The organism is Pseudomonas sp. R28(2017), assembly GCF_002112505.1.
GTDB lineage: Bacteria > Pseudomonadota > Gammaproteobacteria > Pseudomonadales > Pseudomonadaceae > Aquipseudomonas.
On record NZ_NEHW01000004.1, the window covers coordinates 100,788 to 121,990 of the forward strand.

The following is a 21,203-nucleotide window of genomic DNA, read 5'->3' on the forward strand; positions in this document are numbered from 1 at the left end:
CCTGGCATCATTTTGCCCGCTACTGCTTTTCGCACACCGTGGTGTTCAAGCGGAGGGGATCGTGAACATTACCCTGATCGTGCCGGTGTACAACGAACAGGACAACCTGGAGCGTTTCTATGACGCGGTACGCAACGAGCCGACGCTACAGGGCGTGACGGTGGAGATCCTGTTCGTCAACGACGGCAGCAGCGATGCCAGCGAAGATATCTGCGCCGAGCTGGCGGCGCGGGACGAGTGGGTCACGGTGGTCAATTTTTCGCGTAATTTCGGCAAGGAATCGGCGCTGTTCGCCGGCCTCGAATATGCCGAAGGCGATGCCGTGGTGCCGATCGATGTCGATCTGCAAGACCCGGTCAATGTCATCGCGCAGATGATCGCACTGTGGCGAGAGGGCGCCGATGTGGTGCTGGCCAAGCGTCGCAGCCGGGCCGCCGACACGCCGCTCAAGCGTTGGAGCGCGCGTTTCTACTATCGCTTGCACAATCGCATCGCCTCGACCCAGATCGAAGAGAACGTCGGCGATTTCCGCCTGCTCGACCGCAAGGTGGTGGCTGCGATCCGCCAGTTGCCCGAGCAGCAGCTGTTCATGAAGGGCGTACTGTCGTGGGTGGGCTTTCGCACCGCGATCGTCGAATACGACCGGCCAGAGCGCGCGGCGGGCAACAGCAAATTCAGCTTCTGGCGTTTGTGGAACCTGGCACTGGACGGCATCACCTCGTTCAGCACCGTGCCGTTGCGGCTATGGAGCTACGTGGGCGCTGGGGTGTCGTTGTTCGCCTTTGCCTTTGCGGTGTACATGCTGGTCGACAAGATGCTGAACGGCAATGATGTGCCGGGCTACCCTTCGATGATGACGGCGATCCTGTTCCTCGGCGGGGTGCAGTTGATCGGCATCGGGATATTGGGGGAGTACATCGGGCGGGTCTACCAGGAGACCAAGCATCGGCCGCGGTATGTGGTGCGCAAGGTGCTGGGGCGTCGGCGTCAGCCTAGGTAAGATCTGTTGTCAGTACTGGCCTCTTCGCGGGCACGCCCGCTCCCACAGGATCACCACAGGCTTGAGCCTTGTGCGGTACCTGTGGGAGCGGGCGCGCCCGCGAAAAGGCCGGTACAGGCGCTAGAGAACTTTCAACCTTTCCACACCTGTGGATTCACCAGATCCCGCGGCCGCTCGCCGAGCAGCGCCGCACGCAGGTTTTCCATCGCCCGATTGGCCATGGCCTCGCGGGTCTCGGCGGTGGCCGAGCCAATGTGCGGCAAGGTCAGCGCATTGGGCAGCTGGAACAACGGCGATTCGCTCAGCGGCTCCTTCTCGTACACATCCAGGCCGGCGCCGCGAATAGTGCCGTTCTTCAGCGCCTCGATCAGCGCCGCCTCGTCGACCACCGGGCCACGGGCGATGTTGATCAGGAACGCACTCGGTTTCATCAGCTTCAACTCACGGGCGCCGATCAGCTTGCGCGTGGCATCGGACAGCGGCACCACCAGGCAAACGAAGTCGGACTCGGCCAGCAGCTGCTCCAGGCTGCGGTACTGCGCGCCCAGTTCCTGCTCCAGCGCTGTCTTGCGGCTGTTGCCGGCATACAGGATCGACATGTTGAAGCCGAAGCGGCCACGGCGGGCAATGGCGGCGCCGATATTGCCCAAACCGACGATACCCAGGGTCTTGCCATGCACATCGCTACCGAAGTGCGAGGGGGCGACCGTGGCCTGCCAGTGGCCGGCCTTGGTCCAGGCGTCCAGCTCGGCGGTGCGGCGGGCGCAGCCCATGATCAGCGAGAAGCCCAGGTCGGCGGTGCTTTCGGTGAGCACGTCGGGGGTGTTGGTCAGGGCGATGCCGCGCTCGTTGAAATAGTCGACGTCGTAGTTGTCATAGCCGACCGAAACGCTGGACACCACTTCGAGCTTGCCCGCGCCTTCGAGCTGCGCACGGCCGAGCTTGCGGCCAGCGCCGATCAGGCCGTGGGCCTCGGGCAGCGCTTCGTTGAACTGGGCACTGATGTCGCCGAGCTTGGGGTTCGGCACGATCACGTTGAAGTCTTGCTGCAGGCGCTCGGCCATGGCCGGGGTGATGCGGCTGAAGGCCAGGACGGTCTTTTTCATCGGGCAACTTCTCAGGGCGGTGGCTGGTGTTGATTGGTTAGCAACCTACCATTGTCCACCGCCGCCGTGCAGCAGCTTTTTCAATTGGCGATCAGCAACTCGTGGGTTTTCAGGTCGGCTTCATGGGCCGCCAGAATTTCCGGCAACGAGTTGCGCAGGTATTCGACCCAGGTCTTGATCTTGGCGTCCAGGTACTGGCGCGATGGGTAGATGGCATACAGGTTCAGCTCCTGCAGCCGGTACTCCGGCATCACCCGGACCAGGCTGCCGTCGCGCAAGCCATCGATCACCGAGTAGATCGGCAACACGCCCATGCCCATGCCACTGCGGATTGCGGTCTTCATCGCATCCGCCGAGTTGACCTGGAACGGCGAGCTGGTGATGTTCACCAGCTCCTGGCCTTCGGGGCCGTCGAACAGCCATTTTTCCAGCGGGATCACCGGGCTGACCATGCGCAGGCAGGCGTGCTTGAGCAGGTCGACCGGCTTTTGCGCAAAGCCGTGCTTGGCCACGTACTCGGGCGATGCGCAGACAATGCTGTAGGTGATGCCCAGGCGTTGCGAGACGAAACCGGAGTCTGGCAGTTCGGTGGCCAGCACGATGGACACGTCGTAGCCCTCGTCGAGCAGGTCGGGCACGCGGTTGGCCATGGTCAGGTCGAAGGTCACGTCCGGGTGCGACTCGCGGTAGCGGGCGATGGCATCGACCACGAAGTGCTGGCCGACCCCGGTCATCGAATGCACCTTCAGCTGCCCGGCTGGCCGGGCATGGGCGTCGCTGGCTTCGGCTTCGGCTTCTTCGACGTAGGTGAGGATCTGTTCACAGCGCATCAGGTAACGCTTGCCGGCCTCGGTCAGGGCGATGCGCCGGGTGGTGCGGTTGAGCAGCCGGGTTTGCAGATGGGCTTCCAGGTTGGAGACCGCCCGCGACACGTTCGCGGTGGTCGTATCCAGTTGCGCCGCCGCAGCAGTAAAGCTGCCTAGCTGGGCTACGCAACTGAAAGCACGCATGTTTTGCAGGGTGTCCATGGGTCACTCTCAAGGTAGAGGACAAAATTGTGTCACGAAGTAACGCGAATGTGCGTTCGACCAAAGCCGGATTATCGCTGTTTCGGTAACAAAGATTCGCAGGAATATGCGCTTATCGCCAGTGCGGCGGCCCCCTAGAATTGCCCGGCCCCTCCACCTCTTCCTCGGGAAATCGCAGCTGTGCCGCGTCGCATCATCAGAACGCTTCAAGTGTTCAGTGCCTGTGCCCTTAGTCTCACCTTGAGCGGCTGTATCGGAACCTGGGGTATCGCCCCGCAAAGCAAGACCCTGCAAGCCAATACCTTGACCACCGACGCGGCCATTCGCGAAGCGGCCAGCGACGCGCACTGGCCTGACCAGCGCTGGTGGCAGGCCTATGGCGACCCACAACTCGACCGCTGGATCGCCCTGGCCGTGGCCGGCAGCCCGAGCCTGGCCATGGCGGCGGCGCGTGTGCGTGAAGCCAAGGCCATGGCCGGCGTGGTCGAGTCGGCGGAAAAGCTCCAGGTCAATGGTGATGCAACACTCAAACGGCACAACTGGCCCGAGGATCAGTTCTACGGCCCAGGCGCGCTGTCGGGCGCCAATACCTGGGACAACAACGCCGCCATCGGCTTCAGCTACGCGCTGGACCTGTGGGGGCGTGAGCGCAACGCCAGCGAGCAGGCGGTGGACCAGGCGCACATGAGCGTGGCCGAGGCCCGCCAGGCGCAGCTGGAGCTGCAGAACAACGTGGTGCGTGCCTACATTCAGCTGAGCCTGCATTTCGCCCAGCGCGATATTGTCAAGGCCGAGCTGGAACAACAGGAACAGATCCTGGCCCTGGCCAAGCGCCGCCTGGACGGCGGCATCGGCACCCATTTCGAGGTCAGCCAGGCCGAGGCACCGCTGCCTGAAACCCATCGCCAGCTCGACAGCCTCGACGAAGCAATCGCCCTGACCCGCAACCAGCTGGCAGCGCTGGCCGGTAAAGGCCCGGGGGAGGGCGCGCAGTTGCAGCGGCCGTCGCTGGCCCTTGCGGCCCCTCTGAAACTCCCTTCGAACCTGCCTGCCGAACTGGTCGGCCAGCGCCCGGACGTGGTCGCGAGCCGCTGGCAGGTCGCCGCCCAGGCCCGTGGCATCGATGTCGCCCATGCCGGTTTCTTTCCCAATGTCGACCTGGTCGGCAGCCTCGGCTTCATGGCCACCGGTGGTGGTCCGCTGGAATTCCTGACCGGGCGCAAGTTCAACTACAACGTCGGCCCGGCGATCAGCCTGCCGATCTTCGACGGTGGCCGCCTGCGCTCGCAGCTGGGCGTGGCGTCGGCGGGTTATGACGTGGCCGTGGCGCGCTACAACCAGACCGTGGTCGGCGCGCTGAAGAACATTTCCGATCAGCTGATTCGCCGTGAATCGATGAAGGAGCAGTCGCACTTCGCCGCCGAGTCGGTGGCCGCTGCGCAGAAGACCTACGACATCGCCACGGTGGCCTTCCAGCGCGGCCTGACCGACTACCTCAACGTGCTCAATGCGCAGACCTTGCTGTTCCGCCAACAGCAGGTGCAGCAGCAGGTGCAGGCTGCACGCCTGGTCGCCCATGCCGAACTGGTCACCGCCCTGGGCGGTGGCCTGCAGGCCGGCCAGGACGTGCCGAAGGAAGAACGCCAGGCAGCGCCGAAAACCCCGGCCACCCTGGCCATTTTCGACACGAAGCCGGATAACGCCGAATGAGCACTTCCAGTTTGCCCATGCGCTGGCTGCAGAGCCTGGAATGGCGCCGGGGCTTCTTTGCCTGGGCGCGCACCGACGGGGTGACCTGGGTGTACATCTTCAAGGTGCTGGCGGCAGCCTTCATCACCCTGTGGCTGGCCATGCGCCTGGAACTGCCGCAACCGCGCACGGCGATGATCACCGTGTTCATCGTCATGCAGCCGCAGAGCGGCCATGTGTTCGCCAAGAGTTTCTACCGGGTGCTCGGCACCTTGGCCGGCTCGGCGATGATGGTCGCGCTGATCGCGATCTTCCCGCAGAACACCGAACTGTTCCTGCCGAGCCTTGCGGTGTGGGTCGGCCTGTGCTCGGCCGGCGCCATGCGCTATCGCACCTTCCGCGCCTATGGCTTCGTCCTCGCCGGCTACACCGCGGCAATGATCGGCCTGCCCGTGCTGCAGCACCCGGACCAGGCGTTCATGGCGGCCGTGTGGCGGGTCCTTGAAATTGCCCTGGGCATCCTGGTGTCGACCTTCGTCAGTGCCGCGATCCTGCCGCAGTCGGCCAGTGCCGCCATGCGCAACGCCTTGTACCAGCGCTTCGGGGTATTTGCCGGGGTGGTGGTGGAAGCCTTGCGCGGCGATAGCCAGCGCGACCGATTCGAAACCAGCAACGTGCGCTTCGTCGCCGAAGCGGTGGGGCTGGAGAGCCTGCGCAACGTCACCGCCTTCGAAGACCCGCACATGCGTCGCCGCTCTGGCCGCCTGGTGCGTATGAACAGCGAGTTCATGGCCATCACCACGCGCTTCAACGCCCTGCACCGTTTGCTGGAGCGCCTGCGCGCCCGCGGCCCGCTGCAGATCGTCAGCGCCATCGAGCCAGGCCTGAACACCTTGGTGGCGCTGCTGCAGCCCTATGTGGGCCGGGCGCTGACCGACGCCGATGCGCTGCGCCTGACCTTGGAGCTGGCGGCCTACAAGGAAGGCCTGCAGGCGCAGGTGCGCGGCCTGCGTGCCGACTACCTGGCAACCGAACCGAGTGAGTCCGACCTGCTCGATTTCCATACGGCGTTCGAGCTGCTCTACCGCTTCGTCGACGAGATGTACAGCTACGCCGAAACCCACGCCTCGCTGGCCGCGCACACCCATGAGCGTGAGCAGTGGGATGAGCCCTATGTGGCGCAGACCAGCTGGCTGGTGTCGCTGGCCGCCGGGGTGCGGGCCTCGGCGGTGCTGTTGCTGCTGGGCAGCTACTGGCTGATGAGCGACTGGCCCAGCGGCGCCATGATGACCCTGATCGCCACCGTCACCGTGGGCCTCTCAGCTGCTTCGCCGAACCCCAAGCGCATGTCGTTCCAGATGGCCTGTGGCACGGCGATCGGTGCGTTCATCGGCTTCTTCGAAACCTTCTTCGTGTTCCCCTGGATCGATGGCTTCCCTCTGCTGTGCATGGTCCTGGCGCCGGTGTTCGTACTCGGTGCCTTCCTGTCGTCGCGGCCGGCCTACGCTGGTTACGGTATTGGGCTGCTGGTGTTCTTCGCCATCGGCTCGGTGCCGAACAACCTGACCGTCTACGACCCGTACAGCTTCATCAACGACTACATCGGCATGGTCATCGGCATGTTCGTCTGTGCCGCGGCCGGGGCGATCATCCTGCCGCCCAACAGCCGCTGGTTGTGGAGCCGCCTGGAGCAGGAGCTGCGCGGGCAGGTGCTGTTCGCCATCAGCGGCCGTCTGCGCGGCCTCGGTTCGGCCTTCGAAAGCCGCACCCGCGACCTGTTGCACCAGGCCTATGGCCTGGCTGCCGGCAAGCCGCAGGTACAAAGCCAACTGATGGGCTGGATGTTCACCGTGCTGGAGATCGGCCACGCCATCATCGAGCTGCGCAAGGAACAGGCCCGGGCCCCGGTCCACCCGGCCTACGCCGAGTCGCAGCCATGGCGCCAGGCCATTCGTGTCATGGGCCGCGCCCTGGCCCGCCTGTTCCTGCAGCCCAGCGCCAGCAACCATGAACGCGCCCTGGTCGCGGTGGACCACGCCATCGCGCGCGTGCAGGCCACTGACGAACCCTTCGCCCGGCACTTCGACACCTCGGTGCTGCGCCGTGCGCAGAGCTACCTGCACTTCATCCGTTCTTCCCTGCTGGACCCACAGTCGCCGCTGGCACCGGCGAAAGGATCGCACGATGCTCCGTGAAAGCATGCCCCGTGAAATCGCCTTCCATGGCGTGTACATGCCCACCATGACCCTGATGTTCCTGTTCGCCCTGGGCCTGGCCTGGGGCCTGGACCGGTTCATCGCCAGTCATGATGGCTACCGCTTCTTCTGGCACCCGGCGCTGCTGCGCCTGAGCCTGTTCGTCTGCCTGTTCGGCGCCCTGGCGCTGCCGCTCTACTGGTGAGAATCCTTCGATGAAAAAGTTCTTCAGCCTGATCGCCACCCTGCTGGTGCTGGCCGCTGCCGTGGTGATCGGTCGCCAGTTGTGGTTGCACTACATGACCACGCCGTGGACCCGCGACGGCCGCGTGCGTGCCGACATCATCAACGTCGCCGCCGACGTGCCGGGCTATGTGGTGGATGTGCCGGTCAAGGACAACCAGCGGGTGAAGAAGGGCGACCTGCTGATCCAGATCGACCCTGAGCACTACCAGCTGGCGGTCGACCAGGCCAAGGCCCTGGTCGCCTCGCGCAAGGCCACCTGGGAAATGCGCAAGGTCAACGCCAAGCGCCGTGCCGACATGGACAACCTGGTGATCTCCAGGGAAAACCGTGACGACGCCAGCAACATCGCCAACTCCGCCCTGGCCGACTACCAGCAGGCCCAGGCTGAACTGGCGGCGGCCGAGCTGAACCTCAAGCGCACCCATATCGTCGCCACGGTTGACGGCTACGTGACCAACCTCAACATCCACAAGGGCGATTATGCGCGTACCGGTGAAGCGGTGATGGCGGTGGTCGACGAGAACTCCTTCTGGGTGTACGGCTTCTTCGAGGAGACCAAGTTGCCGCATGTGAAGGTCGGCGACCAGGCCGAACTGCAGATGATGAGCGGCGAGCGCATCAAGGGGCATGTGGAGAGCATCGCCCGCGGCATCTACGACCGCGACAACCCGCAGAGCCGCGAGCTGATCGCCGACGTGAACCCGACGTTCAACTGGGTTCGCCTGGCACAGCGGGTGCCGGTGCGGATTCATATCGATGAAGTGCCGGACGGGTTCCTGTTGGCGGCGGGGACGACCTGTACGGTGGTGGTGAAGCCGGGCGAGGAATGAAGCTGATCACACGACATGCTGTGAATACATTAGTTGTTACAGGGGCTCGGAGAGGTTTTAGGAAACAGCCTACTTGAATCCAGGACGAATCGAGGGGGGACGGCTATTGGCGCTGCATTTCCAGGAGAGCAGTCTGGGACGCCACGAAAGCAATCCGTCCCCTGTTCGAGGAAATCTCCCCATGCCTGAAAAACCCTTAGCCCTGATCGATACACCCCAGGGTTACAGTGACTGGCTAGCTGATCTGAAAGTCCGTATTCATAAAGCCCAGCAAAAGGCCAGCCTTGCCGTGAATCGGGAACTGGTAGGGCTTTATTGGCGTCTTGGGCGGGATATCGTCGAACGTCAAGCCGCTCAAGGTTGGGGAGCCAAGGTCATTGAGCGGCTGGCGCATGACCTGAAAACCGCCTTTCCAGCGATGAAGGGTTTCTCTCGAGCCAATCTGATGTATATGCGAGCGTTTGCTGAAGCTTGGCCAGATGAGGCAATTGTCCAACAAGCTGTTGGACAATTGCCTTGGGGGCATAACCTGGTGTTGCTGACGAAGCTTAAAAAGCCGGACGAGAGGCTTGCGTATGCGGCGCGGGCATCGGACTGCGGGTGGTCTCGATCAACCTTGCAAATGCACATTGAGTCCAGATTGTTGGAGAGGGAAGGCAATGCCACCTCCAATTTTTCGGCGCGATTACAATCCCCAGGCACTGATCTTGCTGGTCAGTTTCTCAAGGATCCTTACCTGTTCGACTTCCTGAATGTAACTCAGGAAGCCAGTGAGCGAGAGATTGAGACTGCGCTGGTAGAGCACATCACTCAGTTCCTGCTTGAGCTGGGGGCAGGTTTTGCCTTCGTTGGGCGCCAAGTACATGTGGAAGTCGGAGGCGATGACTTTTATATCGACCTCCTGTTCTATCACCTGAAACTCCGCTGCTATGTGGTCATAGAGTTGAAAACCGAGAAGTTCAAGCCGGAGCATCTGGGCCAACTGAGCTTCTACCTCACGGCAGTTGACCTTCAAATGAAGCTAGAGCAAGACAATCCCACGATTGGCCTGCTGCTCTGCAAAGGTAAAAACAAGGTGGTCGCCGAGTACGCTTTACGTGACAAGACTCAGCCGATTGGTGTAGCTGAATTTCAATTGATCGATGCCTTGCCCGAAGAGCTGCAGACAAGCTTGCCCAGTATCGAGCAGATCGAGCGGGAGCTGGCTAGCCGTCGAGATTGAACCTCACTCTTCGCCGATGTGGATGCTGCTAGCTGTAGAGCACACTCAACGATGTCCATTACGGTAATGCGGTTCAAGCGGCCCCCACCAACACCGGCACCTCTACCCGGTCAATCACCTTCGCGCTGATCGACGGGTCCAGCAACCGCCCCAACCGCGACAGGTGGCGGTGGCCCATGATGACCAGCTCGCAGTTCAGTTCCTGTGCCTTGGCGACAATCGCCTCGACCGGCTGCCCGGCGACCATGCAGCCCTGGCTGCTGAAGCCTGCCTGCTGCAGCAGTTGCACCGCCTCGGCCACGGCACGGTCGCCCAGGCGTTGTTCCTCGCAGGCGGCAGGGTATTCCTCCAGTTCCTCGGCAGTGTAGGGCGCGGGTTTGTCGTGTACGGCGAAGGTCGAGTCGATGGCCAGCAGCACGTGCAATTCGTGTTCGCCGGGGCGGCAGTAGCGGCGGGCGAGGGCGATCAGGGCGCTGGCGGCGGGGGAGGCATCGATGGCGATCAGGACGGGGCTGGGCATGGGGATCCTTGTTTACAGCTGGCTGAGAGGTTGCCTGTCCGGGCCTCTTCGCGGGCAAGCCCGCTCCCACAGGTATCGCACAAACCTGTGGGAGCAGGCTTGCCCGCGAAGAGGCCGGACCTGCCAATGCCTCATTTATGGCCGAACATGGCCAGCGAATAAATGCCTCACCACGCATGATCGCATTGCGTCTGGTGCAATCCACCAACCTGCTACCATCGCCTTTCCCCACAGCTGTCACGGAAAACGGCCATGCAACTCCCGGACATGAACCTGCTCGTCGCCCTCGATGCCCTGCTCGATGAAGGCAGCGTGGTCGGCGCCGCGCAGCGCATGAACCTGAGCCCGGCGGCGATGAGCCGTACCCTGGGGCGTATCCGTGATGCCCTGGGCGACCCGATCCTGGTGCGTGCCGGCCGTGGCCTGGTGCCAACGCCCCGGGCGCTGGCCCTGCGCGAGCAAGTGGCGGCGCTGGTGGAGCAGGCCGGCGAAGTGTTCCGTAGCGCTGACGATGTTGACCTGCCGAGGCTCGACCGCGCCTTCAACATCCGCACCAATGACCTGTTCATCGCCTTGTATGGCGCCCAGCTGCTGCGGCGCATGCATGAACAGGCACCGCGCACGGTGCTGCGTTTCGTGCCGGAAAGCCCCGGTGGCGATGACGACAGCGTGCTGCGTGATGGGCGCACCGACCTGATCATCAGCTCGACCGTCGACCTGGGCCCGGAGATCAAGGTGCAGAGCCTGTTCCAGACTTACTATGTAGGCCTGGCCCGGCGCGACCACCCGATCTTCGAGCAACCGATCACGCCGACCAGCTTTGCCAGTTATCCACAGATCAGCGTGTCTCGCCGTGGCCGGGCCAATGGGCCGATCGATGTCGAGCTGGCCAATTTCAAGGTGCAGCGACGGGTGGCCCTGATTACCCCAAGTTTTCACTCGGCGTTGTTCTCGCTGCCCGATTCCGACCTGATCCTGCCGATGCCCGCGAACATCCTCAACAGCGTGCACAAGCTCGGGTTGCCGCTGCGTTCGTTCGAGATCCCGGTGCCGCTGGAGCGGGTGACGGTACTGCAGGCCTGGCACCCGCGCTTTCACAACGACCCGGCGCACCGCTGGCTGCGGCAGACCTTGAAGGCCTGTTGCAGCGTGGACCCTTGAGCCCCTGTTTGATTCTTCGCGGGCATCCCCGCTCCCACAGGTACAGCAAAGCCCTCAAGGCCTGTGATATCCCTGTGGGAGCGGGCATGCCCGCGAAGCAGGCGACGCGGTGTTGATCCGGATTGCGCCTGACGCAACATAAACCTGCCGATAAGTCAGTTTTCGTCAGCATTCGACCTTCTTAGACTGGCTCCAGTCGCATATTTGTTGCTGGAGATGTCTGCCCATGAGTTCCCTGTCCGCCCCTTCTGCCGCGATTGCCGCCGCCCCCGCGCCGGCCGCGCCTGTGCAGACGGCGTTCGGCCTGCGGGTGGTGGTCGGGCTGTTCGGTGTGTTACTGGCGGTGCTCTGCGCCGGCCTCAACGAGTCGGTCACCAAGATCTCCCTCGCCGATATCCGCGGTGCCATGGGCATCGGCGCCGACGAAGGCGCCTGGCTGCTGGCCGTCTACAGCGCCGCGTCGGTCTCGGCCATGGCCTTTGCCCCATGGCTGGCCACCACCTTTTCCCTGCGCCGCTTCACCATGAGCGCGGTCGGCCTGTTTGCCGTGCTCGGGCTGCTGCAACCGTTCGCACCCAACCTGCACAGTCTGATGCTGCTGCGTATCCTCCAGGGTTTCGCCTCGGGCGCCTTGCCGCCGATGCTGATGAGCGTGGCGCTGCGCTTCCTGCCACCTGGCATCAAGGTCTACGGCCTGGCCTGCTACGCCCTGACCGCCACCTTCGGGCCCAACCTCGGCACGCCGCTGGCGGGCCTGTGGACCGAGTACGTCGGCTGGCAATGGGCGTTCTGGCAGATCATCCTGCCCTCGGCACTGGCCATGTTCTGCGTCGGCTGGGGCCTGCCGCAGGACCCGCTGCGCCTGGAGCGCTTCAAGCAATTCGACTGGCGCGGCGTGCTGCTCGGCCTGCCGGCCATCAGTTGCATTGTCCTCGGGCTGTCGCTGGGTGACCGCTGGGGCTGGTTCGACTCGCCGCTGATCTGCTGGTTGCTGGGCGGTGGCGTGCTGCTGCTGGTGCTGTTCATGTACAACGAATGGTCCGAGCCGCTGCCGTTCTTCCAGCTGCGCATGCTGCAGCGGCGCAACCTCAGCTTCGCCCTGGTGACCCTGGCCGGGGTGCTGATCGTGCTGTCCGGCGTGGGCAGCATTCCATCGGCCTACCTGGCGCAGATCCAGGGCTACCGCCCGGCGCAGACCAGCCCGCTGATGATGCTGGTGGCCATGCCGCAACTGATTGCCCTGCCACTGACCGCAGCGCTGTGCAACATCCGTGCGGTGGACTGCCGCTGGGTGCTGGCCACCGGCCTGGCCATGCTGGCCGTGTCGTGCGTGGGCAGCAGCCTGCTGACCAGTGAGTGGATCCGCGGCGATTTCTACCCGTTCTACCTGCTGCAGGTATTTGGCCAGCCAATGGCCGTGCTGCCGCTGCTGATGCTTTCCACCAACGGCATGACCCCGCAGGAGGGGCCGTTCGCCTCCAGCTGGTTCAACACCGTCAAAGGCCTGGCCGCCGTGATTGCCGGTGGTCTGCTGGATGCGTTGGGCACGCTGCGCCGGCACTTCCATTCCAACCACCTGGTGGACAGCCTGGGCAATGCCCCGCTGATCGACGGCAACGCCGCCGGCCTGGCCAAGCGCATTCATGACCAGGCGCTGGTGCTCACCTCGGCCGACCTGTACCTGGTCATGGCCTGCATCGCCGTGGCGCTGATCTGCCTGATTCCTTTCGTGCCTACCCGGGTCTATCCGCCGCGTGCGGTGGCCTGAACCCTGGATGAATTCGAGACACTGAACATGACCAACAAGCGCAAGACCCTTCTCATCGGCTCGGTGCTCGCCGTGGCCGTGCTGGCCGGTATCGTCGGCCCCTGGCTGTTCGGCAGCGACCACCGGCAGAGCACCAACGATGCCTACGTGATCGCCGACTACACCGTGGTTGCGCCCAAGGTCGCCGGCTTCATCAAGGAAGTGCTGGTCGAAGACAACCAGCAGGTCCAGGCTGGCCAGTTGCTGGCGACCATCGATGCGCGTGACTACCAGGCCGCGCTGGATGCCGCCCAGGCTCAGCTGCTGGTGGCCAAGGCGCAGAGCGCCGATGCCCGCGCCACCCTTGAGCGCCAGGCCGCCCTGATTGCCCAGGCCCAGGCAGCGGTAACGGCGGCCCAGGCTGAAGCCGCGTTCGCCGACCATGAGGTCAACCGCTACAGCCGCCTGGCCGAGCAAGGCGCCGGCACCGTGCAGAACGCACAGCAGGCGCGCAGCCGGGTCGACCAGGCTCGCGCGCGGCTGGCCAACGCCCAGGCGGCGCTGGTGGCAACCCGCAAGCAGGTGGACATCCTCACCGCCCAGGTGGCCAGTGCCGATGGCCAGTTGAAGCGTGCCGAAGCCGGCCTGGAAAAGGCCCAGCTGGACCTGTCCTACACCCGTATCACCGCGCCGGTCGACGGCATGGTCGGCGAGCGTGCAGTGCGTGTTGGTGCCTTCGTCAACCCGGGCGCACGGCTGCTGTCGGTGGTGCCGCTGCAGCATGCCTACGTGGTCGGCAATTTCCAGGAAACCCAGCTGACCCATGTGCAGCCGGGCCAGCCGGTGAGCATCAGTGTCGATACCTTCTCCGGCGAAACCCTCAAGGGCCATGTCCAGAGCATCGCCCCGGCCACCGGCGTGACCTTCGCGGCGGTGAAACCGGACAACGCCACCGGCAACTTCACCAAGGTGGTACAACGCATTCCGGTGAAGATCGTCTTCGATGACGGCCAGCCACTGCTCGAGCGCCTGCGCGTGGGCATGTCGGTCGAGGCGACCATCGATACCCACGGTGACAAGCTGGCCGGCAAAGAGGTGAGCGCCCGATGAAACCTGCCGTACGCTTGAGCCCGCTGCTGCTGGCCGTGCTGATGGCCGGCTGCACCCTCGGGCCGGACTTCCAGCGCCCGGCCAGCCAGGCGCCGCAGCAATGGGCAGCGCTGCAAGGTGAAGCCGCCGCGAGCCAGCCACAGGCCGAGCCGCTGGAACTGCGCTGGTGGGAAACCTTCCACGATGCGCGCCTGAGTGCGTTGATCCAGCGCGTGGCCGACAACAACCTCGACCTGCAGATGGCCAGTGCGCGCCTGCTGCAAAGCCGGGCGCTGCGCAGCACGGTGGCGGCCGATGAAGTACCGTCGGTCGATGCCAATGTCGGTTACAGCCGCGCCCGCAACAGCGCCGAAGGCCTGAGCGATCCCTCCGGCAACGCCGGTAAATCGGCCTTCAACCTCTGGCAGGGCGACCTGGTCGCCGGCTGGGAGCTGGACCTCTGGGGCCGGGTGCGGCGCCAGGTGGAGGCGGCCGACGCCACCGTGGAAGTGGCCGAGAACGACCGCCGGGGCGTATTGCTGGCGTTGCTGTCGGAAACCGCCGGCAACTACATCCAGCTGCGTGCCGTGCAACACACCCTGGACGTGACCCGCGATAACCTCAAGGTCGCCGAGCACAGCCTGAAGCTTTCCCAGGACCGTCAGGCAGAGGGCGTTGCCACCCGCCTCGACGTGGCGCAGGCCAGTGCCCAGGTCGCCTCCATCGAAGCACGCCTGCCCAGCCTGGAAGCCCGGCGCGATGACCTGATCAATGCCCTCAGCCTGCTCGCCGCCGAGCCGCCACGCAGCCTGCAGGCCGAGTTGCTGCAAGGGGGCGAGTTGCCGGCTCCGCAGCAGACGTTCGCCATCGGCCTGCCGTCCGAGCTGGCCGAACGTCGCCCGGATATCCGCCAGGCCGAAGCGCGCCTGCATGCCGCCACCGCGAGCATTGGTGTCGCCAAGGCCGACTTCTATCCAAGCATCCGTCTGTCTGGCAGCGTCGGTTTCCAGGCCATGCAGCTGGCGGATTTTGGCGGCTGGGATTCGCGTCGTTTCGCCTTCGGCCCGCAGCTGTCGCTGCCGATCTTCGAGGGTGGCCGGCTCAAGGGCACGCTGGAACTGCGCGAGGCACAGCAGCAGGAAGCGGCGCTGAATTATCGCAAGGTGGTGCTCGGCGCCTGGCACGAAATCGACGATGTGCTACGCCTGTACAACGCCAGCCAGTTGCGTCGCGACCACCTGGCCGAAGCGGTGCGGCAGAACCGCATCGCCCTGGAAACCGCCCAGCGTCAGTATGTGGAAGGCGCGGTGGACTTTCTCAATGTGCTGACCGTGCAGGGTGCCTTGCTGGCCAGCGAAGAGCAGTGGATCGACAGTTCGGCGGCGGTGTCGCAGGCGCTGGTCGGCCTTTACAAGGCCTTGGGCGGTGGCTGGCAGGCGTTTGACGAGAACGCGTGAAGATGGGGCCGCGTGGCGGCCCTTCGCGGGCGAGCCCGCTCCCACAGGTATGGCGTTGGTCTCAAGGCACAGCGCTGCCTGTGGGGGCGGGCTTGCCCGCGAAGGGCTGCAAAGCAGCCCCGGCAATTATCCTGATTAGCGAGGAGGCACAGATGCACATCTCTCTCAACGGCAAGCGCGCCATCGTCAGCGGCTCCACGGCGGGCATCGGCCTGGCGATCGCCATCGGCCTGGCCGAGGCGGGCGCCGAAGTGGTACTCAACGGCCGCACCCAGGCCCGTGTCGACGAGGCCCTCAAGGCCGTGCGCGAGCGTCTGCCGCAAGCGCGCATCATCGGTATCGCTGCCGACCTGGGCACCCGAGAGGGCGCGCAGCAACTGTTCGACCAGGTGCCGCACACCGATATCCTGGTCAACAACCTCGGCATCTTCGAGCCCAAGCCGTTCTTCGAGATCATTGATGCCGACTGGCAGCGCTTCTTCGACATCAACGTGCTCAGCGCCGTGCGCCTGTCGCGCCACTACGCCCCGGGCATGGCGGAGCGCAAGTGGGGGCGGGTGGTCTTCCTGTCCAGCGAGTCGGCGTTGCAGATCCCGACCGAGATGATTCATTACGGCATGACCAAGACGGCGCTGCTGGCGGTGTCCCGTGGCCTGGCCGAGACCTTGGCGGGGACCGGGGTAACCGTGAACTCGGTGCTGCCGGGGCCCACCCGCTCGGAGGGCGTGGGCGACTTCTTTGCCAAGCTGGCGCAGGAACAGGGGGTTTCCACCGATGAGCTGGAAGCCAACTTCCTCGCCGAGCACCGGCCGACTTCGTTGATCAAGCGGCTGGCGACGGTGGAGGAGGTGGCCAACATGGTGGTTTATCTGGCATCCATGCAGGCCAGCGCGACTACCGGGGCTGCCTTGCGGGTGGATGGCGGGGTGCTGCGTTCCATCGCCTGACCGGTCGCCGCCTGTACCGGCCCTTTCGCGGGCAAGCCCGCTCCCACAGGAATACCGCAAGCCTGGGGGCAGCGCCGTACCTGTGGGAGCGGGCTTGCCCGCGAAGAGGCCGACACCGATATCAAAGGGGGCGCAGTAGCCCGAAGCGCTTGCGCAAGGCCCAGTCCAGCAACCGCCGCGGCAGCAGGCGGGCCATCAACGGCAGTGCGGTGCTGCCATTGCCCAACCGCACCACACCCGGCACAGGCGACTTGCCAACTGCCGTCAGCACACCCTTGGCAAATTCAGCCGCCGACGTCGGATTGTCTTGCGACGCCCGCGCCCGAGCCTGCACATGCTCGCGCAGCGGCCACCACGCAGAATCCGCCGCCAGCACCTGATCGGCCTGGCGCTGGGCATTGCTGGCGAACTGCGAGGCGATTGCCCCTGGCTGCACTTCCATCACCTGGATACCGAAGGGCGCAAGCTCAAGGCGCAGGGCATCGCTCAAGGCATGCACGGCGGCCTTGGATGCGCAGTAGGCCCCGGCGAATGGCGTAACCAGCACGCCCGAGACACTGCCGATGTTCACCACCAAGCCACGCGAGCGACGCAGCAGCGGGAACAGTGCGCGAGTGACGCCTACCACGGCGAAGACGTTGGTCTCGAACTGCTGGCGCAGGGCATCGACACCGCCATCGAGCAGCGGGCCCATGGCGCCGTAGCCGGCGTTGTTGATCAGGATGTCGAGGGTTTGGAGTTCCTCGGCCAGACGCGCCAGGGCCTCGCTGTCGTTCACATCCAGTTGCCGGGCGCTGAAGCCGGCGGCGTTCAGCCGCTCGACATCCTCAGGCTTGCGGGCGGTGGCCCAGACTTGGTGGCCGGCATCGCGGAAGGCGTCGGCCAGGGCGCGGCCGATGCCGCTGGAACAACCGGTGATCAGGACGGTGGGCATGGGTGAGGCCTGTATCTGAGGGCTTTGAGGTTGCCTGCTCCGGCCTCTTCGCGGGCAGGCCCGCTCCCACAGGTACTGAGCTGTTCTTGAGCTAAGCCGCAAATCTGTGGGAGCGGGCTTGCCCGCGAAGAGGCCGGAGCAGGCGCTGGATCAGTTGGCAAATGTACCTTGCAGGTGTTCCGCACGAAACTCCAAAGTCTGCGGGCGATAACCCGAGCGCAGTGGTGGAAGAGGCAGGCAATCTGTCCATTCGGCACCCGGCTGCAGTTCACCTGGGCCACGATAGCGCGGTGCGTTATACGTGTTCTCGGCCAGGTTCACGGTATCCCCCGGTGCATACGCCGCCACGCGCCAGCGCAGTTCGGTCAGCGGGACATCGTTGCCGTTCTTCATGCGTACCTGCAACGCGCGGTCGGCGGGGCAGTGGTCGGGGGCGTAGCTCAGGCGCAGGTCCAGGCGCGCCAGCTGCGAGGCTTCGCGGTTGTCCTGCCAGAGGACCATCAACGCCACCAGGCCCAGGCCGCAGACAGCAGCCAGCGAGATCGGCAGGGCCTTGGCCGGGTAGCGCAACAGCAGCACCAGCCAGGTGAGGATGAGAAAGGCACCGATGATCATGGGGCAGGCAGGCCTTGGTTGCGCAGGTCTGTCCATCGTAGCGCCAAATCGGCTTGGCCTCAAAAAGAAGGGGCCGCATTGGCGGCCCCTTGGGTGTTGCTTACTGCGCGATGGTCTTCACTGAAACGCCCCGCTCGACGGGTGTCGAGGTACGCCCATAGACATCCTCGAAACGCTCGATGTCATCCTCACCCAGGTAGCTGCCGGACTGCACTTCGATGATCTCCAGCGGGATCTTGCCCGGGTTGCGCAAGCGGTGGATCGAGGCGATCGGGATGTAGGTCGACTGGTTCTCGGTGAGCAGGAACACGTTCTCGTCACAGGTCACCTCGGCAGTGCCGGACACCACGATCCAGTGCTCGGCGCGGTGGTGGTGCATCTGCAGCGACAGGCTGGCGCCCGGCTTGACGGTGATGTGCTTGACCTGGAAGCGGCCGCCCATGTCCACCGAATCGTACGAGCCCCAGGGGCGATACACTTCCAGGTGGTTCTGGGTTTCGCTGCGGCCCTGCTCGTCGAGGGTCTTGACCATCTGCTTGACGCCCTGGACCTTGTCCTTGTGGGCAATCATCATCGCATCCTTGGTCTCGACCACGACGATGTTCTCCAGGCCGATCACCGACACCAGCTTGCCGTTGCCGTGGATCATGCAGTTGTGGCTGTCCTGCACCACCACGTCGCCCTTGGTGACGTTGCCGTTGTCGTCCTTTTCGTGCACTTCCCACAGCGACGACCAGCAGCCCACATCGCTCCAGCCGGCCGACATCGGCACCACACAGGCGCGCTGGGTCTTTTCCATCACCGCGTAGTCGATGGAGTTGTCCGGGCAGCACTCGAAGGTGGCTTCGTCGATGCTCAGCACATCGCCGTCTTCAGCGCTGCGCTCCAGGGCCAGCACGCAGGTGTCGTAGATGTCCGCGTCGTGCTTCTTCAGCTCTTCGATGAAGCGGCTGGCGCGGAACAGGAACATGCCGCTGTTCCAGAAGTAGCCACCGGCGGCGACGAACTCGGCGGCGCGCTTCTCGTCCGGCTTTTCGACGAACTGGGCGACCCGGGCCACACCTTCGGGCAGCAGCGCGTCCTGGCTTGAGCGGATATAGCCGTAGCCGGTTTCCGGCTTGGTCGCCGGCACACCGAACAGCACCATCTCGCCGCGCTCGGCGGCCACGGTGGCCAGGGCCAGGGCGCGTTGCAAGGCCTTCTGGTCATCGATCACGTGGTCGGCAGGCAGCACCAGCATCAGCTCGTCGCGGCCTTCGTTGATCAGCTTCATGGCCGCCATGGCCACCGCCGGCGCGGTATTGCGGCCGAACGGCTCCATCAGGATGCCTTGGGTTTCCAGTTTCAGGGCAGCGAGCTGCTCCTGGACGATGAACTTGTGGTCCTTGTTGCAGACCACCATCGGGCTGTCCATGCCTTCGAAGCGCAGGCGCTCGATGGTCTGCTGGAACAGGGTGTGTTCGCCGGTCAGTGCCAGGAACTGCTTGGGGAACTGCTTGCGCGACAGAGGCCACAGACGGGAACCGCTACCACCAGAAAGAATTACCGGGATCATCATGTTTCTCCAATAGTCGTTATGAGGCAGGGGGATCAGTTGCTAGCCACGGGGCGAGTTACCCACACCGGCGACAAGTTGCTGCCGGAACCCGTTACGTACAGCACGGCCGCTTCGCCACGCTCCAGGGCGACCGGTTTCAGGTCGCTGACTTTCTTGTCGCCTTCGAACAAGGCCAGGTTGACCTTGACCGGATTGATTTCACGCTCGCCACGGCCCTTGGTGGCCACCGACGGGACCACTTCGGTCTTGCCGTCGGCGGTCTTCAGGGTCACCGCCTGGTCGCTGAGGTTCTGCACCCGCACCAGGGCTTTCTGCTTGTTCTTGAACGGTGGTTCCTCGATCAGCTGCGGAGTGCCACCGGCGTTGTTGACCAGGGTGTAGTACTTGTCCGCGGCCAGCTTCACCGGCACGGTCTTGCCGCCGACCTGCGCGGTGTAGTCACCGCCTGGCAGGAAGCTGAAGTCGCTGCTGGCCTGGGCGCCAACCTGCTTGATCTGGGTGTTGCCGACGCTGGCCGCAGCCGGGGCGCTGGCGGCGTTGTACAGGCGCACGAAGGTCGAGCCTTTCGGCGCGCTCGGGCCGTACAGTGCGGCGTCGGCACCGGCGAAGGCCTGCATGGAAGCAAGGGAAAGGCCGGCCGCGAGGGTGAGGGCTTTGGCAATGGAAGTCTTGGTAGTCATGTGCATTTCCTCTCTATCGATCAGTGATTCGTCCGGGTGGACGACAAGGCCAGGTTTTCTTCGGTTTTACGGGCGTTCTTCAGCTGCGCGATCCACTGCGGGTCGAAGCTGCTGAGGTCGTTGGTCATTGGCAGATAACGTTCTGGGAATTCCCACACCACCACTTGTGGCGCGGCGTTCTTGAAGGCATCGCTCTGCAGGTACTTGAGCATCGGCAGCAACGGGCCGTGGCCGTCTTCGGCGTAGTTGGCGACGTCGCTGTGCAGTGCCTGCTGCAGCGCACCGAGGAAGTTCCAGTGCGGGTTGGCGCTGTAGCTGGTGCCCACCAGGGCGACCGGGATCTGGTTGTCGGCGAACAGGGCGTCGCCGGATTCGCGTTCGGTTTCTGCAGGTCGGGTGGTGCGTTGCTGCAGGTTGTCCGGGGTCGGCAGCAGGTTGCTGAACAATGGGTCCAGCGGCAGGAAGTTGGTCAGGTCACCCTTGTAGGGGGCGGTGCTGCCGGCTTCGGTGATGAACGTCTGCGGCTCGCCGTTGAGCAGGCTCTGGCGGCTGACCGCTTCGGCCAGCGCCTGCGCCACCACTTCGGCACCCATCGGCGTCCAGTGGGTGTCGGTGCGCAGGAACACCTGGCCGCGGGCCTTGGCCTGTTCCAGTGCTGCCATCAGGTCGGGGGCGAACACGTTGGCCTGGCGCGCCTGGGCATGGAACTGGTTGTACAGGTCGTCATGCAGGCTGGCCGGTTGCTGCTTGCCGATGTACTCGGCATACACCCGCGCCTTGGCCGGGATGATCGCCAGCACCAGCTGGCTGCCATGCTGCTGCAGGGTGTCGCGCACGCCGCGGATCAGCGCCAGGTTGTCCTGCATCAGTTGCTCGGCACCGGCGGTAGGCTTGAACTCTTCGTCGCTGAACAGCCACTGGTCGCGGCCCAGCACCACGCCCGGGCGGCCTTCGTTGAACAGTTTGAAATCCAGCGCGGCCCACAGGTTGGTGCCCAGGCGCTTGATCGGGAACTGGTCGTCGTAGTGGGTCTCGGCGGCCTTGGCCAGCTTGCCGTTGAGCAGGGTCATCTGCTCGGTACGGTGGAAGCTGTCGAAGCCACCGGTGGACCAGGCGCCCATGCCCACCAGCAGGCCGAGGAACGACAGGGAATAGGTGACGCGTAATGTCCGGGTCATG

Annotated in this window: 19 protein-coding genes; 11 read left to right on the top strand and 8 right to left on the bottom strand. The window is 64.5% G+C overall.

All coding sequences use genetic code 11. The features are described from left to right. Nucleotides 1-61: 61 nt before the first annotated feature. Complete coding sequence (locus CAF78_RS08505; protein WP_085675019.1) at nt 62-1,000, top strand: glycosyltransferase family 2 protein; 939 nt, start codon at nt 62-64, stop codon at nt 998-1,000. A 131-nt stretch (nt 1,001-1,131) separates the two neighbouring features. Here CAF78_RS08505 and CAF78_RS08510 read toward each other — a convergent pair whose 3' ends face one another. Both CAF78_RS08510 and CAF78_RS08515 read right to left on the bottom strand, forming a co-directional pair. Further along, complete coding sequence (locus CAF78_RS08510; RefSeq protein ID WP_085675020.1) at nt 1,132-2,106, bottom strand: D-glycerate dehydrogenase; 975 nt, start codon at nt 2,104-2,106, stop codon at nt 1,132-1,134. 80 nt (nt 2,107-2,186) lie between these two features. After that, nucleotides 2,187-3,134 (bottom strand): LysR family transcriptional regulator, encoded by a 948-nt coding sequence (locus tag CAF78_RS08515; RefSeq protein WP_085675021.1) that lies wholly within the window; start codon nt 3,132-3,134, stop codon nt 2,187-2,189. 180 nt (nt 3,135-3,314) lie between these two features. On the opposite strand from CAF78_RS08515, the gene CAF78_RS08520 reads away from it, so the two are divergent. The 5 genes from CAF78_RS08520 to CAF78_RS08540 all read left to right on the top strand — a co-directional run bounded on the left by CAF78_RS08520 (nt 3,315) and on the right by CAF78_RS08540 (nt 9,316). Then, nucleotides 3,315-4,844 (top strand): efflux transporter outer membrane subunit, encoded by a 1,530-nt coding sequence (locus tag CAF78_RS08520; RefSeq protein WP_085675022.1) that lies wholly within the window; start codon nt 3,315-3,317, stop codon nt 4,842-4,844. Beyond that, nucleotides 4,841-7,018, top strand: a complete 2,178-nt coding sequence (locus tag CAF78_RS08525) for an FUSC family protein (RefSeq protein ID WP_085675023.1) — start codon at nt 4,841-4,843, stop codon at nt 7,016-7,018. Before CAF78_RS08520 ends, CAF78_RS08525 begins: the two co-directional genes overlap by 4 nt. Nucleotides 7,019-7,022: 4 nt before the next feature. Continuing rightward, on the top strand, nt 7,023-7,223 hold the full coding sequence (locus CAF78_RS08530; RefSeq protein ID WP_085675286.1) for a DUF1656 domain-containing protein: 201 nt from the start codon (nt 7,023-7,025) through the stop codon (nt 7,221-7,223). Nucleotides 7,224-7,233: 10 nt separating this feature from the next. Next, a complete protein-coding gene (locus CAF78_RS08535; RefSeq protein WP_085675024.1) occupies nt 7,234-8,094 on the top strand; it encodes an HlyD family secretion protein in 861 nt (286 codons plus the stop codon). 181 nt (nt 8,095-8,275) lie between these two features. Continuing rightward, nucleotides 8,276-9,316 (top strand): YhcG family protein, encoded by a 1,041-nt coding sequence (locus CAF78_RS08540; RefSeq protein WP_085675025.1) that lies wholly within the window; start codon nt 8,276-8,278, stop codon nt 9,314-9,316. Between the two features lie 73 nt (nt 9,317-9,389). On the opposite strand, the gene CAF78_RS08545 is transcribed toward CAF78_RS08540, so the two are convergent. Further along, nucleotides 9,390-9,836 carry a universal stress protein gene (locus CAF78_RS08545; RefSeq protein WP_085675026.1) on the bottom strand — a complete coding sequence of 149 codons (447 nt, stop codon included), beginning with the start codon at nt 9,834-9,836 and terminating at the stop codon, nt 9,390-9,392. A 252-nt stretch (nt 9,837-10,088) separates the two neighbouring features. Between CAF78_RS08545 and CAF78_RS08550 the strand changes: the two genes are divergently transcribed. The 5 genes from CAF78_RS08550 to CAF78_RS08570 all read left to right on the top strand — a co-directional run bounded on the left by CAF78_RS08550 (nt 10,089) and on the right by CAF78_RS08570 (nt 16,237). Beyond that, nucleotides 10,089-10,997, top strand: coding sequence for a LysR family transcriptional regulator (locus CAF78_RS08550; RefSeq protein WP_085675027.1), 909 nt, complete (start codon nt 10,089-10,091; stop codon nt 10,995-10,997). Between the two features lie 226 nt (nt 10,998-11,223). Next, the gene (locus tag CAF78_RS08555) at nt 11,224-12,765 is read left to right on the top strand and encodes an MFS transporter (protein ID WP_085675028.1); all 1,542 of its coding nucleotides are present in this window, start codon (nt 11,224-11,226) and stop codon (nt 12,763-12,765) included. 27 nt (nt 12,766-12,792) lie between these two features. After that, nucleotides 12,793-13,854 carry an HlyD family secretion protein gene (locus CAF78_RS08560; RefSeq protein WP_085675029.1) on the top strand — a complete coding sequence of 354 codons (1,062 nt, stop codon included), beginning with the start codon at nt 12,793-12,795 and terminating at the stop codon, nt 13,852-13,854. Beyond that, the gene (locus CAF78_RS08565; protein ID WP_085675030.1) at nt 13,851-15,290 is read left to right on the top strand and encodes an efflux transporter outer membrane subunit; all 1,440 of its coding nucleotides are present in this window, start codon (nt 13,851-13,853) and stop codon (nt 15,288-15,290) included. The genes CAF78_RS08560 and CAF78_RS08565 overlap by 4 nt, the downstream gene beginning before the upstream one ends. A 152-nt stretch (nt 15,291-15,442) precedes the next feature. Further along, nucleotides 15,443-16,237, top strand: coding sequence for an SDR family NAD(P)-dependent oxidoreductase (locus tag CAF78_RS08570; protein WP_085675031.1), 795 nt, complete (start codon nt 15,443-15,445; stop codon nt 16,235-16,237). Nucleotides 16,238-16,358: 121 nt separating this feature from the next. On the opposite strand, the gene CAF78_RS08575 is transcribed toward CAF78_RS08570, so the two are convergent. The 5 genes from CAF78_RS08575 to CAF78_RS08595 form a co-directional block, all read right to left on the bottom strand. Next, entirely contained in the window at nt 16,359-17,171 is an 813-nt protein-coding gene (locus tag CAF78_RS08575; protein WP_085675032.1) for an SDR family oxidoreductase, read from the bottom strand. 150 nt (nt 17,172-17,321) lie between these two features. Continuing rightward, nucleotides 17,322-17,786 carry a multidrug transporter gene (locus tag CAF78_RS08580; protein WP_085675033.1) on the bottom strand — a complete coding sequence of 155 codons (465 nt, stop codon included), beginning with the start codon at nt 17,784-17,786 and terminating at the stop codon, nt 17,322-17,324. 100 nt (nt 17,787-17,886) lie between these two features. Beyond that, the gene (locus CAF78_RS08585) at nt 17,887-19,341 is read right to left on the bottom strand and encodes a mannose-1-phosphate guanylyltransferase/mannose-6-phosphate isomerase (protein WP_085675034.1); all 1,455 of its coding nucleotides are present in this window, start codon (nt 19,339-19,341) and stop codon (nt 17,887-17,889) included. Nucleotides 19,342-19,376: 35 nt separating this feature from the next. Further along, nucleotides 19,377-20,024, bottom strand: coding sequence for an alginate O-acetyltransferase AlgF (locus tag CAF78_RS08590; protein ID WP_085675035.1), 648 nt, complete (start codon nt 20,022-20,024; stop codon nt 19,377-19,379). 20 nt (nt 20,025-20,044) lie between these two features. Beyond that, entirely contained in the window at nt 20,045-21,202 is a 1,158-nt protein-coding gene (locus CAF78_RS08595; RefSeq protein ID WP_085675036.1) for an alginate O-acetyltransferase, read from the bottom strand. Nucleotide 21,203: the final 1 nt, after the last annotated feature.

Coding starts and splice junctions, on each gene's coding strand:
- CAF78_RS08575 (WP_085675032.1), bottom strand. CDS start 17,171: ATGCCCACCGTCCTGATCACCGGTTGTTCCAGCGGCATCGGCCGCGCC.
- CAF78_RS08510 (WP_085675020.1), bottom strand. CDS start 2,106: ATGAAAAAGACCGTCCTGGCCTTCAGCCGCATCACCCCGGCCATGGCC.
- CAF78_RS08570 (WP_085675031.1), top strand. CDS start 15,443: ATGCACATCTCTCTCAACGGCAAGCGCGCCATCGTCAGCGGCTCCACG.
- CAF78_RS08560 (WP_085675029.1), top strand. CDS start 12,793: ATGACCAACAAGCGCAAGACCCTTCTCATCGGCTCGGTGCTCGCCGTG.
- CAF78_RS08590 (WP_085675035.1), bottom strand. CDS start 20,024: ATGACTACCAAGACTTCCATTGCCAAAGCCCTCACCCTCGCGGCCGGC.
- CAF78_RS08585 (WP_085675034.1), bottom strand. CDS start 19,341: ATGATCCCGGTAATTCTTTCTGGTGGTAGCGGTTCCCGTCTGTGGCCT.
- CAF78_RS08580 (WP_085675033.1), bottom strand. CDS start 17,786: ATGATCATCGGTGCCTTTCTCATCCTCACCTGGCTGGTGCTGCTGTTG.
- CAF78_RS08550 (WP_085675027.1), top strand. CDS start 10,089: ATGCAACTCCCGGACATGAACCTGCTCGTCGCCCTCGATGCCCTGCTC.
- CAF78_RS08565 (WP_085675030.1), top strand. CDS start 13,851: ATGAAACCTGCCGTACGCTTGAGCCCGCTGCTGCTGGCCGTGCTGATG.
- CAF78_RS08545 (WP_085675026.1), bottom strand. CDS start 9,836: ATGCCCAGCCCCGTCCTGATCGCCATCGATGCCTCCCCCGCCGCCAGC.
- CAF78_RS08595 (WP_085675036.1), bottom strand. CDS start 21,202: ATGACCCGGACATTACGCGTCACCTATTCCCTGTCGTTCCTCGGCCTG.
- CAF78_RS08530 (WP_085675286.1), top strand. CDS start 7,023: ATGCCCCGTGAAATCGCCTTCCATGGCGTGTACATGCCCACCATGACC.
- CAF78_RS08535 (WP_085675024.1), top strand. CDS start 7,234: ATGAAAAAGTTCTTCAGCCTGATCGCCACCCTGCTGGTGCTGGCCGCT.
- CAF78_RS08540 (WP_085675025.1), top strand. CDS start 8,276: ATGCCTGAAAAACCCTTAGCCCTGATCGATACACCCCAGGGTTACAGT.
- CAF78_RS08555 (WP_085675028.1), top strand. CDS start 11,224: ATGAGTTCCCTGTCCGCCCCTTCTGCCGCGATTGCCGCCGCCCCCGCG.
- CAF78_RS08515 (WP_085675021.1), bottom strand. CDS start 3,134: ATGGACACCCTGCAAAACATGCGTGCTTTCAGTTGCGTAGCCCAGCTA.
- CAF78_RS08525 (WP_085675023.1), top strand. CDS start 4,841: ATGAGCACTTCCAGTTTGCCCATGCGCTGGCTGCAGAGCCTGGAATGG.